We start from the raw sequence: 15,854 nt of genomic DNA, 5'->3' as shown, positions 1-15,854 counted from the left end.
CTCAGAATCTGAGAGCTTTTATTTTGTATATGTTTTGTCATCTGAACGAAGTGAAGATCCTTAACTTTCCTTAATTCTTAATAAAAAACTTAATGGTTAAATTTTAAAATATTAAGATATATTGAGTGATTAAGATTATTAAGATGAGATTGCTTCGTCACATTCGTTCCTCGCAATGACAGATTAAGGTTTTATTTATAACCAAGAATCTTCAATATATCTTCCGGTTCCTGTTTTTCGCGGAAAATTTCATAGTGCAATTCACCGTTTTCATCCTTTTGGATCAGGACGTGTCTCGGCTGAGGCATCAGACAGTGGTGTACTCCACCGTATCCTCCGATTGTTTCCTGATACGCTCCTGTATGGAAGAATCCGATATACAATGGCTTAGTATCACTGAAAACCGGTAAATAAATTGCGTTGGTATGCTGTTCAGAGTTATAATAATCATCTGAGTCACATGTAAGCCCTCCTAAAAATACCCTTTCATAAGAATCTTCCCAACGGTTTAGCGGAAGCATGATAAAGTGTCTTGAAATCGCCCAAGTATCAGGAAGAGTGGTCATAAAAGAAGAGTCAATCATATTCCATTTTTCTCTGTCATTCTGACGCTTCTGAGAAATAATCTTATAAAGATTCGCTCCACTTTCCCCTACAGTAAAACTTCCGAATTCAGTATAAATATTAGGTTCTTCCACTCCTTCTTCTTCACAGAATTTTTTAATCTGAGAAACGATCTCTTCTACCATATACTGATAGTCATAATCAAAGTTCAAAGAAGTTTTTATTGGGAAACCACCTCCGATATTCAATGAATTTACTTCCGGAGCGATTTTTTTCAAACGTGCATATACACGAAGACATTTATACAATTCATTCCAGTAGTAAGAAGTGTCTTTGATCCCGGTATTGATGAAGAAGTGAAGCATTTTCAATCTTGCATTCGGGTGTTCGGCAATCTTCTGGCTGTAATAAGGAATAATATCTTTATATCCGATTCCTAATCTTGAGGTATAGAATTCAAACTTCGGTTCTTCCTCTGATGCGATTCTGATTCCAATATTAAAGGTAGAATCGATACTTTCCGTAAGTTTATCCAATTCTCTGTAATTATCAAGAATCGGAGTAATATTTTCAAAACCATTGTTGATCATATCTGAAATATTTGTCAGATAATCATCAGTTTTGAAACCATTACAGATTACTTCAATGTTTTTATCTACTTTCCCTTTTTCGTAAAGAGACTTCACAATATCCATGTCATAAGCAGAAGATGTTTCTATCGAAATATCATTCTTCAAGGCTTCTTCCAATACGAAATTGAAATGACTGGATTTTGTGCAATAGCAGTAGGTATAATTCTTTTTATATCCGGTTTTTTCAAAAGCTTCTTTAAACCAGCTTTTGGCCTTCTGAATATTTTGAGAAATTCTCGGCAGATAGCTAATCTTTAGCGGAGTGCCAAATTGTTCAACTACATCCATCAATGGAACGTCGTGAAACAACAAATTGTTCTCAGATACATTAAATTCCTCCGTAGGAAAATATAATGTCTGATCAATAAGTTCCGAGTACTTTATTTTCATTTCTAAACAAGTGAATTAAGAAATGCAAAATTGCTAAAAAAGTTTGATTTTCGGGTGTTAAAATTATTATAATTTTAAATAAAGACCCAATATCATATCCTGCAAAAATTTATCTCTGATAATCAATAGGTAAACTTTTGAATATATTCTGTTCTTTTGGCATCTGAAATCCCTAATACCTGCTGAATATAGACATCTATGGAGCCATACTTTTTATCAATCTCCCCAAAAGCAGCATCAAGGTATCTTTTTTCTACCCAGCTCAGATTTTCAAGCACCTGCAAATCCATCTTCGGATAGATGAAATGTAAGCGATTGGCAAGGCGAAGTCTCTTCTCAACCATCTCTTTCCTGTAGTTGTTGGATAGAAGATATTCATTATAAATAGTCTCTTTATCAAACCTCAGAATCGTTAAGATGAGTGCTGTTGTAATTCCTGTTCTATCTTTTCCTGCAGTGCAGTGGTACAAAACCGGATCTTCAGATTCCAGGATCTCAATGATGATTTTCTTTATGGTCTCAGGATTTTCCGTAACATATTCCCGATAGAAATCTATCATTCTCTTATCTGCATCTGAAGCATTCACCTTCCCTTTCAGAACCAGTTTTCTTGCCTGAGCCAGCTGGTCTCCTTCATCTTCAAACGCTGAATATTTTTTGTAAACGATTCCTGAAGGCAACTGATCAGGTTTCTCGGCAATTTCCTTTGAATTTCTAAGATCAATAATCTCTTTGATTCCCAATTTTTCAAAATCATTAAAAGATTTCTTTTTAAGCTTATGAAGATGGGCACTTCTGTAGAACTTTCCTTCTTTTAAGGTTCTTCCATCTACATTTTTAATATTTCCTACCGTTCGGAAGTTCGTTACCTTCTTTATATGAATCACTTTTTCAGTCTCATTTTTACCATATTCAGGTGTTTCAAAATGCTGTGTTCTGCATGAGAAAATACTGCATAATGAAATGGTGAGAACTGATATTTTTATTAATTTATTCAATAGCCTTTTTTATAATATGTTTTGGCTAAAGCCAATGGACTTTGTTTATTTATCTAAACGGGCTAAAGCCCATTTCTATTGATAGAATAACTACTCGATAAAGATCTTTTTAATAGATCGTGGGATATTCTATTTCGCTGATTCCTACAAATAACAGGATATCTCCTGATTCATATTCTATGGAAACCTCATCTTCAACGGCAAAGTTTCGGGTTCCTATTCTTGAAGTAATGCTTAAAGTTTCATTCGTCAAAGACCAGTTAAGTCCTTTCGTTGTAATATTATTCACTGATGGAAATGGATAGAGAGAAATCATTCTATTTTTCGCTCCTTTCAATTTAAAATGATTTGGAATAAAGTAATATTCTGAAAACTCATCATAAAATTTAATTTCCATCTGATCTTTGAATGCATAAGCAACGGTAAGGTTTCCAAGAAAATGATCCTGCTCACCTCCACTTCCTCCAAAAACATCAATCTCTGAAAAGCCTTTTTCCAAAATGATTTCTAAAGCTTTGTGAAAATCTGTTTTATCCTGATCCAATGTAAGGATAAATTTTTCCTGATACATATCTTCATCTGATCCGGAATGGGAATCAAAATCACCAGATATAAAATCCAACCTGTCCATTGGGAAACCCATTCTTTTTAAATAGTGAAAAGCACCGTCTGTACAAGCAATCAAGTCATAATGATCAAGATCAGGGAAAGATTGGGGAGCATCTCCGTTGATGAAAAGTAGTGCTTTATCTCTCATTCGGATTCCAGTATTCTTCCAGTTCGTTGTTCAGTTTTGAAACATATCTTGCCAACACAAAAAGATAATCTGAAAGTCTGTTTAAATATTTAATCAATTCAGGACGTACTTCTTCTGATTCATTCAAAAATACCAATGAGCGCTCTGCTCTTCTGCAGATGGTTCTTGCAGCATGTAAAAAAGTGGCAGGCTTTCCACCTCCTGGAAGGATAAAGTATTGAAGCGGCTCTAGTTTATCTTCAAAAGCATCCATCCATTGTTCCAGTTCTTCAATTTCTGTGTCTGAAATAATGATCGGAAGGCGTGATTTTCCGTTGGCCAGCATCAGTTTATCTACTGGTGTAGCAGCCTCGGAACCTACAGTAAACAGATCAAACTGTATTTTCTTCAGCTGTCTCAATACTTCTTCATCTTCAATATGACTTTTTGCAATCCCAATGAATGAATTCAGCTCGTCTATATTTCCATAACTGTCTACTCTGGCACTGGCTTTAGAAACTCTTGTTCCGCCATATAATGCCGTCTGACCTTTATCTCCTGTTTTTGTATAAATTTTCATAGTACTAAAATACTTTTTTTTGCAGAATGTAAAAAGTAAAATGTAGTAATAACTTCCTATTCTATCTGAAAAAATAAAACTGACATTAGAAATTAATGTCAGTTAATATTTGCATATGGGTTTTATATCTTTTGAGCTTGCTTGGCCTTTTTTAAGCATGACAAAGCAAATGCTAATTCTTTTATTTAGAGATTAAAAAGTATAATTAACATTTAGCTGGAAAGTTGTTCCGTTAAATCCAAACTGATTCACCTCCCAAGGATATTTGAACCTTCCTCCGAGATCTGTTACTACATCTCCTTTGCTGTCTATAACATCCGGATAAATATTAAATAAATTATTTACAATTCCGGAAACTTTAAGGTCTTTCGTTATTTTATATGTTAGAACGATGTCTGTAACTACCTTCCCAGAAAATGTCTGATCTTTGGCAGGATCAGTTGCGTGCTGCCATGTAACAGAACCAAAATAAGTATTATTAAGGTTAAAGTTAAACTTTGAAATATCATAAGAAAGACTAAGAATAGTTTTTGTTTTGGGTCTTGCAGAAGTAATTCTGGATTGTTCTTTTCTATCAAAAAAGTTTTCTGAGTAACCATTTTCAGCCAAAATAGGCGGAACGGCAATATTATCTACTATTTTAGTTTCGTTATAATTGAAAGCAGCAATAACTCCCAATCTTCCTTTGCCTATAGCAGAAGTATAATAATTTGCGACGAAATCTACCCCTTGAGTAACTGTATTTACCGCATTGGTGAAAAACTTCAAAGAGGTTATTTTATTATTGTCTAATATTACTTCCACAGGGTTTGTTATATCCGGACTACCCGGAGCACCGGTTTTATAACCAATATCTCCTGAGAAAAGTACCCGGTCTTTAATTTTTATTCTATAATAATCTGCTGTAATAGTAAGGTTTTTAAACGGTTTTACGGCAAATCCCCCGGTAATGTTAAAAGCTTTTTCAGCATTTAATCTGGCTACACCAAGATCAGATCTTACAATTTGAGAGTCATTATTAAAAGTACCCTGATTAGCTACAGTATTCCCTGTAATTTTGGTTTGAACATTGGAATAATAAATCTGGTGTAATGAAGGTGCCCGAAATCCTGTAGAAACAGATCCTCGGAAAACCAATTTATCATCTAACAGTTTATATCTTGCATTTCCTTTCCAGGAAACATTATTTCCAAAATCACTGAAATTTTCATATCTCACAGTTCCTCCCAATAACAAGTCTTTTGTAACGTCCCATTCAGCATTTATATAAGCTCCAATATTCTGACGGTTTTTATTGACTTCATTTTGAGGCTGCAGTCCTGGAAATGATTCTGCACCACTTCCTATATAAGATGCTTCCTCACCTGCCTTCGCCTGATAGTTTTCATTTCGTACTTCAACGCCGGCTCCTAAAACAACCGCACCAAAATCCCGGTTGATATCTATGTTTCCTATAATATTACTAAACTGATGACCTCCTGCTCTAAAACGGGTTGGTGAATTGGCTCCCAAAGATGTATTAATGGTATTTGCTACCGCATAATCTACGGCATTAGAGCCAAAGGTTGCACTCCCATCAAAATTCCATTTTCCAAACATGCCTTTCCACCCGGAGGTTAAATTATAATCGTAAACATCTGTTTTAAATTGCGGTTGAAATCCATTGTAAGGTTGTCCTTGTGGAGTTAATAAACCAAAATCTGAAGCTACCCAATAGGGAGTTCTGTACAAAGCAAAACTGGTCCCACTTCTGTAAGTTGTACCCCCAAAAGCATAAAATTTGCCTGTTTCACCTGTTGGCAACTCAAAATTGACAAACATATTGCCCACTTTTGTTTCCGGCTGCCCTATAATCATTCCCAGACCAGGATTAGCTTGCGTCCAGGCATTATCTACACCAAAAAGGTCATCTTTTGTAACAGTACCTGCACGGTTAGTTTTATTTTGGGAAGAATATCCGAATGTAAGATTCAGACTTCCATTTTTGGCAACTCTGATTCCTGTATTAAAATCTGCTCCGATATTAAAGCCGTCTCCTTCCGAAGTAATCCCTGAAAAAAGATTGACTGTACTTTTTCCAACACTGTTCTTAAGAATAATATTGATTACTCCTGCAATAGCATCAGAACCGTATTGTGCAGATGCGCCATCTCTCAATACCTCTACGTTTTGTAAGGCTGCTGAAGGAATACTTTTAAGATCTGTACCTACTTCACCTTTTCCAGGGGTATCATTTACATAAATTAAAGCACTTTGATTTTTTCTTTTACCATTTACCAAAACCAATGTTCTGGATGGTCCTAATCCTCTTAAATCTGCCGGATCAAAGTGAGCCGTTGCATCAGAAACAGTTTGCTGTGATGAATTAAAAGAGGGTACAGCATACGTCAAAGCTTTATCAAAAGTAATTTGCCCTGTGGATTTTAATTGTACAGCAGAAATATTATCAATAGGAATTGCTGAGGTAATGATGGTTCTGGGCTTAGTTCTACCCGTTGTAACCACAACTTCATCTATTTTATTTTGTTTTATGCTGTCCTGAGCATATCCCATTGCACCAGCTCCACTTAATACCAGTGCACAAATTTTCTTATTAAACAATTCCTTTTTCATATCAATTGACAATTATTTAATAAATCTAGTGAAAATATTAATATTAAATACAAAAATAAATCATATTATATGAATAATACTTCATAACCACACAAATAGTATTTATTTATAAAAACAATGATAAACTCACAAACATCAGTAATTTATTAATAATATGAAAAGAAATGCAGTAGTAAATTCCTAATTCTGTCTGAAAAAGTGATTAACTTACACCGGGAATAAATATGATTTCATTCTTTCTGATAAGTGGTTTTCGTAGCTTGAGATTGCTTCACCTATTGACTGCATATAAAAAATGGCCGTTAAAACGGCCATATCCAAATTATTTATTTACCTCTACGTATTGTATGATGGTCTGATTTTTTGGGTTGTAGATAATTGTACTACTGTTGGGAAACCTTTTCAATTTATAATATTGAATGTTTTTATCGGATTTTATATCTTCCAGAATACTTGTATCAAGGGTATTATCAGGAAGAAATTTTGATAAAAGACTTATTTTATCAATGATGTTTTGTCCATCAATCTTACGGGCTGTCTTTTCTGATTTGCTTTCATCAGAAGTAGGCTGGCCTTCTAAAAACGGGAGCAATGCGGCAATGTCTGCTTTGTATTTAAAAATGTAACCTTCAGATCTTCCCGGGATTTTAATTTTTTTCCCTTTTTCTTCAGAAACTATAGAAGCTCCCGTACCAGGAAAAACGGTATTAAACTTAACATCTTCGGAATTGGTTATCGTATTTATTGATTCATTGATTGTTTTCTTCACTGTTTCTTCTACAGCCAGCTGTGCCTTTTGCTGCACAGTTTCTGTTGTTTTTTGAACCGTCTGGTCAATTTTTTCCTCAATCTTATTGCATGATACTAATAAAAATGCGGTGACAACAGGCAAAATATACTTCTTCATAATTCTAATAGCGATTTTTGTTATTAATATCCTTCCTTCTAACGGAAAAGTAGGTCAGGATATTTTAGCAAAGAAAAAAATATTTTTTCAATATCAAAAACCCTACTGACAAACTGTTGTCATAATCCTGTCTTACCTTTGTATCAACAACAAACAAAAACAAAACATTATGACAACTACAGCAACAGCCACTAAACAATTCATGACTTCTGAACAGTTATTAAACGACTGGCAAGGACATAGAAATCTAACGAGAAGAGTTATTGAATCTTTTCCTGAAAAAGAACTATTCGAATTTTCTGTAGGTGGAATGAGACCGTTTGCAAAACTGGCAGTAGAGCTGATTGGCATTGGCGGACCTGCTTTAAAAGGAATTGTTGAAGGAAGCATGGAAGCATACAACGAGGAAGCCTTTAATCCGAAAACAAAAGAAGAAATTTTAAAGAAGTGGGATGAAGAAACAGAAGTAATCAACCATTATTTTAATATGATTTCTGAAGAGCGTTTCCAGGAAACTTTCAATTTATTTGGAGAATATGAATTCCCTGTATATCAGAACATTCTTTATTTTGTAGACAATGAAGTTCACCACCGCGGACAAGGATATGTTTATCTTAGAGCTTTGGGAATTGAACCACCTTTCTTCTGGGAAAGATTTTAATTTTAATAAAAGTAAAGAGGTAAAATTGCAAAAAGGCGGAAATCCTGAGAATACATCTGCAATGTCATTTAATTAGTGATTTTCCTCCATCTCAACAACTTATATCATTTTTTGCAACAAAAACAAATTTAGCTTTTTTGCGATTTTGCTCTTGGCTTATTAACCATTTCATTTATTTGCCTCAATTAAGTCTTTAAACCTCAACAATTACTCTGTTGAGGTTTTATTGGTGTCTTTCTGTCATTTTTACAAGCAGCTCATTCAATCTGGTGCGAAGACTTTCCGGTTCCAGAACGGTGGCATAGTCTGCAAAAGTAACGAGCCAGCGGGGAAATCCGTCACTGATCCATTCTGTTTCAAAAGTGAGTTCTACCCCCTGTTCAGTTTCCACTTCTTCTGTCAGTCCATAATATTTTTTGGAATTCACCAGATGAGACATTATCTTTTTGTCAACCAAAAGTTTGGCTCTGACTTTATTTCCGTTTGATTTTTTCCGGTAATCATTTACCTGCCCATATTCCTGCAAAAAGGGATTCAAGGTTTTTGAAATTTCTAAAATCCTGTCTATCCGAAACTGTCTGAAATCTTTTCTTAAAGTACAGAATGCCATGATGTACCAAAAATTAAACTCAAAGAACATCCCGACAGTTTCAATTATTCTGTTGTCTACCCTACCATCTACCGTCTGATACCTTATATTCAATTGGGTTTTGTCTGCGATGCTTTCTAAAATAATTGGAATCACATTTTTAAGAGAATCTCCGGAATCGGTATGAAAACTAAAAACATCAATCTGTTTTTCAATATTCTGAATGAGGTTTTTATCAGAATTCCGTAATACTGACCGTACCTTTTCCATGGCTGCCTGATAATGGCTTCCCAAACTTTGGTGGGAAAATTTCTGCATTAGCTTTTCGGCGGTTATAAAACTTAAGACCTCTTCTTTGGTAAACATAATGGGAGGAAGTTTGTATCCGTCCATCAAAGAATAGCCGTTTCCTGCTTCACCTACAATAGGAATACCTGCATTTTCCAGGGTTTTTACATCACGGTAAATGGTTCTGATACTTACATCGAACTTTTCAGCCAGATCCTGCGCCCGAACTACAGGTTTAGACTGTAATTGGGTAAGGATAGCGGTTACCCGATCGAGTTTTTTAAGATAGTGATCATTCATTATGTAACAAAGCTAAAATTCTTTTTCGAGGTATGTCTTATAAATGGGACTGCTTTTTTTATTAATTTTATTTTTCACAAAACAGTTTCTTTTTTATGCTTCACACTCATTTTGTTCAGTCTATTGAAAAAGTTTTAAAACCGGAACAGGTAGTGATAGACGGGCTTGTTACCCATCTGGAATCCAAAACTTACAGAAAAGGAGATTTTTTGTTAAAAGCTGATGAAACCTGCCGGTATTTTTATTTTATTGAAAAAGGACTTGTAAAACTATTTTTTGACAATGGTGATAAAGATTTTATCATGACTTTTTTTGCAGAAAATGCTTTTTTCGCTGAGCTGAGCGGTTTTCTTACCGGACAGCCGTCAAAATACATGATCGTTGCCCTGGAACCTACTGAAGTCCTCCGTATACACAGAGATGTTATTGAAGGATTGTGTAAAAAATATCACACAGCAGAAACACTTTTCAGCAAATTGTATTCAAAAGCTCCGGTCAATATGATGGGAAGGATCAGTGAAATGCTGGAAGATGACGGAAAAAAACGCTATTACAATTTCATGAAGCAAAGACCTGATCTTATCCAGCGCATCAGTCTTGGTGATCTGGCAGATTATATCGGAATCACTCAGGTTTCTTTAAGCAGAATAAGAGCACAGAAAGATTAAAAGAATGGAAGCAGGGATGCTGGAAGAGGGAAGCTATTGAAGGGACAAAAGAAACTTCCATCCCCCAGCTTCTAGCTTCTAACTTTTTCTTCATATTATTTATCATTTGTAAAAAAATTCAGGAAAATACAGTTCTACATTTGTCACATAATTAATCAAAAAACAAATATTATGTCACAAAGAATCAACGCATTTGCGATCGGAAACAAGGCTGTAAATGCACTTCACACCATGGGATTTCAGGTACAGAATTCATCACTGGACAATTCATTTCTTGAACTGATGTATTTCCGGGTTTCACAAATGAACGGATGTGCTTTTTGCCTGGATATGCATTCTAAAGAATTAAGAGCAAAAGGTGAAACAGAACAGAGAATATTTCTCGTAAGTGCCTGGAGAGAGTGTTCATTTTATACCGATAAGGAAAAGGCAGGACTGCTATGGGCTGAAACTTTAACAGCTTTAAATGGCAAGGAAGTGAATGATGATATTTATTCAAAGGTAAGTCATTACTATTCTGAAACTGAAATAGTGGATTTAACAATGGCCGTTATTGCCATCAACAGCTACAACAGAATTAATATTGCTTTCGGAGCAAATGTAGGGACTTATCAGGTTCCTGAAAAAGCGCATTAGACAATTGTTATTAAAATAAAAACTCAGCGGGCAAGCTGAGTTTTTTTATTTAATTTTCTTTAAAAGTATTCACCAGTTTATCGAGATTCAGACTGCGGGCTGATGCATCAAAGATCTCACGGTAAGTACCTTCTTTACTGTAAAGTTCATCATGAGTTCCATTTTCCACTACTCTTCCTTTTTTCATCACGTAAATGATATCGGAATCCAGAATCTGCGACAGGGAATGGGAAATGATAACCACTGTCCTTCCTTCTTTTATTGCATCCAAAGAATTCTTGATCTGTTCGGTGGCGATGGCATCAAGACTTGCCGTAGGTTCATCCAGAAAGATAATCGGGGGATTTTTAAGAAACAACCTGGCAATGGCAATCCTCTGCTGCTGTCCTCCAGAAAGCTGAGTAGCATCATGCTGGTATTGATCCGGAAGATCCATGATCTGTTCATGCAGATAAGCTTTCCTTGCAGCTTCCTGAATTTCTTCAAAACCTGCATTCATATCTCCATAGCGGATATTATCTTCTATACTTCCCTGAAAGATATGGTTTCTCTGAAGTACCAATCCAAGATCACTTCTCAGAAAAGTATTATCAAATTCATTAAGATTTACTCCGTCAAGAAGAATCTCTCCGGAATCCGGAAAATAAAATTTACACAAAAGATTAATCACTGTTGATTTTCCCGCACCGCTCAATCCTACTAAAGCTGTCGTTTTTCCGTTTTCAATTTTCATGGAAACATCATGTAAGGCTTTTGTTCCGTTGGGATAAGTAAAATCAACATTTTTCAATTCAAAAGTTCCTTTGATTTCTTTTTCCACAAAGGTTCCATTCGATTCGGTTTCGTTGTCTGCGTTCAGGATATCAAAGTAGCCTTCAGCGTAGATCATGGCATCATTCATATCATCATAAATCCTGTGCAGCTGGCGGATAGGTGCAGAGACGTTATTGAAAAGCATAATATGAAGCATGATCGCACCGATAGTCATTTGCTGATCAAGAACAAGATAAACGGTTAAAAGAATGATTAAAACTACTCCGAACTGCTCAATAAACGTTTTTAAACCATCATAAATAAAGTTGGTTCTTCTTGTGATCATCTGGCTTTCCATCAGTTCCATCTGAAGATCGTATTGTTTTTTTCCTTCAAATTTTTCACGGACAAAACTTTTAATGACCATAATTGAATTGATCAGATTCAGAAGTCCGGATGTCTTTTTTTCTCTCTGATTTCTAAGCTGGCGGCGCACTCCTCCAAGTTTTTTGGCCTGCAGAGAACTGATATAAAAATAAATCGGAACAATGATCGTTGAAACAAGTCCTACGTACACATTCTGCATATACATAATGATCAATGCAATAATGGCGTTGGAAAAAAGCGGCAGAATATCTATAAAAAAATTCTGTACCAGTCTGGTTAAGCTTTCTATACCACGGTCTATTCTGATCTGTAATTTTCCAGATTCATGGTTTTCATCATTAAAATAAGCAACTCTATAGGTTAAAATTTTATCAATGGCTGACTGAGCCAACACAGAACTCACATTGATCCTGATCTTTTCGCCATAAAATTTCTGTCCGAAATTGATAAAAATATTCAGCAGTTCTTTTCCCAGCAAAATAATTGAAATGATGATAAGAATATGAATACCCTCTGTCATCGGATGTGGAAGATGGGTTAGCTTGGTGACTTCATCTACTGTATATTTCAAAACAATAGGGTTTACCTGTGCTGCGAGGGCTCCCAGAAAAGTAAGAAACAGGGTTCCGTAAATCATTAATCGGTAAGGTCTGATAAAGGGGAAAAGCTGTTTATAAATTCCGAACAAGGTGACTGTTCTGTTAAAAGGTTTCGCCATAGAAATCATTTTTAAATGAAAAACGTACCGCTTTCAAAAGAAAAAGGTACGTTTTATTATCATGTTCAGCAAATAAATGCTTTATATTTTATCCTTCAAATAGATAAGTTGTAAGGTAATGCAGTTCTTTTCTGCCAGCTTCTTTAGATTCCGCTTCTGCCTGCTCTAGAGAATATTGAGAATTGATTTCTTTTTTCTGAAAAACAAATGAGTTGTTGGCATTTTTATCTACCACATCATTAAAGATATGTTCAATTTCAGAGTTTGCTAATGAAGCAAAGCTGATGTCTTCAAAACCATACATCAGTCTCAAATCATCAAACTGTCTGAAGTTTTCATCTACAAATCCCTGTAACTGCGCTTTTGAATCAAAGTTTCCTGCCCAGATATTGTAAGCATATTTTTTCTTTTTAGGTTTATCCAAAATACTCTGATACACGAAGTTTTCACCAAGATATGCCTCTCTTACCTGCGGGTCATTCGCAAGGTCTTCCGGAAGTCCTTCTTTCAGGATTTTTCCTTCAAACATAATATAGGTTTTGTTGGTAATGGCCAACGTCTGCTGTACGTTGTGATCGGTAATCAGAATTCCAATATTTTTATCTACAAGACTTCTTACAATCTTCTGGATATCTTCAACGGCAATAGGGTCTACTCCCGCGAAAGGCTCATCCAAAAGAATAAAATTCGGGCTTGTAGCCAAACAGCGTGCGATTTCTGTTCTACGTCTCTCTCCTCCGGAAAGAAGATCTCCTCTGTTTTTACGGACATGCTGTAAAGAAAATTCTTCGATCAGTTCATCACATTTGATCTGCTGTTCACGCTTTGAAAGCTTGGTCAGCTGCAATACTCCCATAATATTTTCCTCTACAGACAGTTTTCTGAAAACGGAAGCTTCCTGAGCAAGATATCCGATTCCCTTTTGGGCTCTTCGGTACATGGCATCCGTAGTAATCTCCTGTTTATCCAGGAAAATCTTTCCTGAAGTGGGCTTAACCAACCCTACGATCATATAAAACGATGTGGTTTTTCCTGCTCCGTTCGGACCCAGCAAACCAACAATTTCTCCCTGTTGAACCTGTACAGAAACACCTTTTACAACTTTTTTAGGACCGTATTCCTTGATTAAGTTTTCTCCTCGTAAAATCATAGGGCAAATATATCAAAAATATAAACTTCACTTATATGTTAATATCAACTTGTTTATTTAAATATAAACTTGTTCACTTCCAAATCATTGTAACTTTTAACCATTTTAAACTACTTATCGTAAAACATCTCAATCAATTACAATCATTAAGAAATGGAAAATTACGGTTACACAAAAACAGAAAATGCACAAAACCAGCAAAGCAGCGTCCCTTATCATTCGGAAAAGAAAATTCCTGCGGCATTATTGGGAATTCTTGTAGGCTGGCTTTAAATAAATTTTATCTTGGCTATACGAAAGAGGGAATCATTCAGCTGGTTCTGAATGTTGTTACTTTAGGAGCAGCTTCTGTCATTCCTTTTATTGAAGGTATTTTGTATCTTTTTATGAGTGATAAACAGTTTGATGACACCTACGTCTATGGGAAAAAAGGTTGGTTATAAAATAATAAACCACTCACCTGTCTGAAAATAAAATAGGCTGTTCTTATCTGAACAGCCTATTATTTTTTATTGAAATGATTAATCAGGTGGACAAGCTAAATGATTAATTGTACATGGATGCCAGATTCCCTTGCACCATGTTCCGCAATTTGGATCATCAATGATCACTTCTCCTCCTTTGATTTCCTTCAATTGATTTCTTTCAATCTTTTTAAGATTTCTCATAAATAAATTCTTTTGATGTTTTAATTATTTTCGTTTCTCGAAATTAGCTTTACTCAAAAGTATATTTTTTATGTACTCGAAAGTCTTCAATCCGGACCATTAACTTAACATTAACGTTAGTGTCTGGATCACGATTTTCTAACCGTTATTTATTCAAAAGGATAGCAGCTTCTTTTGCAAAATAAGTAAAGATCATGTCTGCTCCTGCTCTTTTGAAACAAGTCAGGCTTTCAATGATCGTTTTGTCATTATCCAGCCAGCCGTTCTGTGCTGCCGCTTTTACCATTGCATATTCCCCGCTTACATTGTATACTGCGATCGGAAGATCAATGGCTTCACGTACTTTGGAAACAATATCCAGATAAGGAAGTCCCGGTTTGATCATGATAACATCCGCTCCTTCGTCAATATCTTTAAATACTTCATTCAATGCTTCACGTGTATTGTGGAAGTCCATCTGATATGTTTTTTTATCTTTCGGAATTTCCATATCATCTTTCGGAGCGCTGTCTAAAGCACTTCTGAAAGGTCCATAGAAAGAACTTGCATATTTGGCAGCATAGCTCACAATTCCTACATCTGTAAATCCGCTTTGTTCCAATGCCTCACGAATGACCTGTACTCTTCCATCCATCATATCACTTGGTGCCACAAGATCTGCTCCTGCTTCAGCGTGGGATACTGACATTCTTGCCAGTGCATCGTTGGTAGCATCATTGATCACTTTTCCGTTTTCAATGATTCCGTCGTGCCCGTAAATTGAATAAGGATCCAGCGCTACATCCGGCATAATGATCATTCCCGGAACGGCATCTTTAATTGCTTTGATTGTACGCTGCATCAGTCCGTCATTGTTCCAGGCTTCTTTTCCTGTATTGTCTTTCAGATGTTCTGACACTTTCATGTACAAATTGACAGCTTTTACTCCCAAAGAAAATAATTCCTTACATTCCTTCACGGTTAAATCTATACTCCGCCTAAAAATCCCCGGCATAGACGGGATTGCCTCCTGCTTGTTTTCGCCCTCCATTACGAAGATTGGCATTACAAAATCATCAGTTGTAAGCACATTTTCTCTTACCAAACTTCTGATAGATTCATTAACTCTAAGTCTTCTATTTCTTGAATGTATCATTTTGGAATACTTTTTGAATAAGTTTCTACAAATTTAATATAAGTTCTACAAAAAAGTATTGTATGAAATTATAGAATTTATTACATTTGTTATATATATTCGAGAAATTATAAATTTGATGAAAAAACTTTTACTTTTATTTCTATTTGTAGGCACTTTTGTTGGATTTTCCAACAATTTAAAAGCTCAGCTTAGAGAGCCGAGTTCCATCACTCAGAAAGCGGATGATGGGGTGTTGCTTGCTTATCCAAATCCTGCAAAGGATTTCCTTATCATTAAGGCAAAAGATTCTTCTTTAAGAATCAAAAGTGTGACTTTTTATTCTATTTTGGGTATGCAGGTCGCTAATTATACAGTGAATATGAATTCCGGTGAGATTAATATTGAAAAATTGAAACCCGGAAAGTATATGATCCGTTATATTTTAAGTGACAACACGCAGAAAGTTACTCAAATCGTGAAACAATAAATTACAATCCTG

The 15,854-nt window shown here is 35.4% G+C and carries 15 protein-coding genes and 1 pseudogene; 5 read left to right on the top strand and 11 right to left on the bottom strand.

The features are described 5' to 3' along the window. Positions 1–191: 191 nt before the first annotated feature. The 6 genes from ACPF63_RS02710 to ACPF63_RS02685 all read right to left on the bottom strand — a co-directional run bounded on the left by ACPF63_RS02710 (position 192) and on the right by ACPF63_RS02685 (position 7,420). On the bottom strand, positions 192–1,586 hold the full coding sequence (locus ACPF63_RS02710; RefSeq protein WP_077419268.1) for an arginine decarboxylase: 1,395 nt from the start codon (positions 1,584–1,586) through the stop codon (positions 192–194). A 122-nt stretch (positions 1,587–1,708) separates the two neighbouring features. Further along, entirely contained in the window at positions 1,709–2,584 is an 876-nt protein-coding gene (locus ACPF63_RS02705) for a tyrosine-protein phosphatase (protein WP_426481892.1), read from the bottom strand. Positions 2,585–2,693: 109 nt separating this feature from the next. Next, the gene (locus ACPF63_RS02700; protein WP_426481891.1) at positions 2,694–3,341 is read right to left on the bottom strand and encodes a thiamine diphosphokinase; all 648 of its coding nucleotides are present in this window, start codon (positions 3,339–3,341) and stop codon (positions 2,694–2,696) included. Next, positions 3,331–3,900, bottom strand: a complete 570-nt coding sequence (locus ACPF63_RS02695; protein ID WP_426481890.1) for a cob(I)yrinic acid a,c-diamide adenosyltransferase — start codon at positions 3,898–3,900, stop codon at positions 3,331–3,333. The genes ACPF63_RS02700 and ACPF63_RS02695 overlap by 11 nt, the downstream gene beginning before the upstream one ends. 192 nt (positions 3,901–4,092) lie before the next feature. Next, positions 4,093–6,513, bottom strand: a complete 2,421-nt coding sequence (locus tag ACPF63_RS02690; protein ID WP_426481889.1) for a TonB-dependent receptor plug domain-containing protein — start codon at positions 6,511–6,513, stop codon at positions 4,093–4,095. A 322-nt stretch (positions 6,514–6,835) separates the two neighbouring features. Further along, entirely contained in the window at positions 6,836–7,420 is a 585-nt protein-coding gene (locus tag ACPF63_RS02685; protein ID WP_426481888.1) for a hypothetical protein, read from the bottom strand. 169 nt (positions 7,421–7,589) lie between these two features. Here ACPF63_RS02685 and ACPF63_RS02680 point away from each other — a divergent pair, with 169 nt between their 5' ends. Then, positions 7,590–8,081: a DinB family protein gene (locus tag ACPF63_RS02680; protein ID WP_047387000.1), complete on the top strand. Its 492-nt coding sequence runs from the start codon at positions 7,590–7,592 to the stop codon at positions 8,079–8,081. Positions 8,082–8,304: 223 nt separating this feature from the next. Here the strand turns inward: ACPF63_RS02680 and ACPF63_RS02675 are convergent, their stop codons facing one another. Further along, positions 8,305–9,258 carry a helix-turn-helix transcriptional regulator gene (locus tag ACPF63_RS02675; RefSeq protein WP_426481887.1) on the bottom strand — a complete coding sequence of 318 codons (954 nt, stop codon included), beginning with the start codon at positions 9,256–9,258 and terminating at the stop codon, positions 8,305–8,307. Between the two features lie 95 nt (positions 9,259–9,353). Here ACPF63_RS02675 and ACPF63_RS02670 point away from each other — a divergent pair, with 95 nt between their 5' ends. Beyond that, positions 9,354–9,926 carry a Crp/Fnr family transcriptional regulator gene (locus ACPF63_RS02670; RefSeq protein WP_426481886.1) on the top strand — a complete coding sequence of 191 codons (573 nt, stop codon included), beginning with the start codon at positions 9,354–9,356 and terminating at the stop codon, positions 9,924–9,926. Between the two features lie 171 nt (positions 9,927–10,097). Further along, positions 10,098–10,562 (top strand): carboxymuconolactone decarboxylase family protein, encoded by a 465-nt coding sequence (locus tag ACPF63_RS02665; RefSeq protein ID WP_426481885.1) that lies wholly within the window; start codon positions 10,098–10,100, stop codon positions 10,560–10,562. A gap of 49 nt (positions 10,563–10,611) precedes the next feature. Here ACPF63_RS02665 and ACPF63_RS02660 read toward each other — a convergent pair whose 3' ends face one another. Continuing rightward, complete coding sequence (locus ACPF63_RS02660) at positions 10,612–12,339, bottom strand: ABC transporter ATP-binding protein (protein WP_426483195.1); 1,728 nt, start codon at positions 12,337–12,339, stop codon at positions 10,612–10,614. Between the two features lie 505 nt (positions 12,340–12,844). After that, positions 12,845–13,570, bottom strand: a pseudogene (lptB, locus tag ACPF63_RS02655) (LPS export ABC transporter ATP-binding protein); the annotation flags it as partial. Between the two features lie 35 nt (positions 13,571–13,605). Here lptB and ACPF63_RS02650 point away from each other — a divergent pair. Further along, on the top strand, positions 13,606–14,013 hold the full coding sequence (locus tag ACPF63_RS02650; RefSeq protein ID WP_426481884.1) for a TM2 domain-containing protein: 408 nt from the start codon (positions 13,606–13,608) through the stop codon (positions 14,011–14,013). Positions 14,014–14,091: 78 nt separating this feature from the next. Here ACPF63_RS02650 and ACPF63_RS02645 read toward each other — a convergent pair whose 3' ends face one another. Together ACPF63_RS02645 and hemB are read right to left on the bottom strand one after the other, a co-directional pair. Further along, complete coding sequence (locus ACPF63_RS02645) at positions 14,092–14,238, bottom strand: bacteriocin-like protein (protein ID WP_156118482.1); 147 nt, start codon at positions 14,236–14,238, stop codon at positions 14,092–14,094. Between the two features lie 145 nt (positions 14,239–14,383). Next, positions 14,384–15,373 (bottom strand): porphobilinogen synthase, encoded by a 990-nt coding sequence (hemB, locus tag ACPF63_RS02640; RefSeq protein WP_426481883.1) that lies wholly within the window; start codon positions 15,371–15,373, stop codon positions 14,384–14,386. Between the two features lie 118 nt (positions 15,374–15,491). Between hemB and ACPF63_RS02635 the strand changes: the two genes are divergently transcribed. Further along, the gene (locus ACPF63_RS02635) at positions 15,492–15,842 is read left to right on the top strand and encodes a T9SS type A sorting domain-containing protein (protein WP_047378731.1); all 351 of its coding nucleotides are present in this window, start codon (positions 15,492–15,494) and stop codon (positions 15,840–15,842) included. The last annotated feature ends 12 nt before the right edge of the window (positions 15,843–15,854 follow it).

Source organism: Chryseobacterium sp. R2ACT005, assembly GCF_049949215.1.
In the GTDB taxonomy this organism is placed as follows: Bacteria; Bacteroidota; Bacteroidia; order Flavobacteriales; family Weeksellaceae; genus Chryseobacterium.
This window is presented reverse-complemented; position numbering and strand designations above follow the sequence as displayed.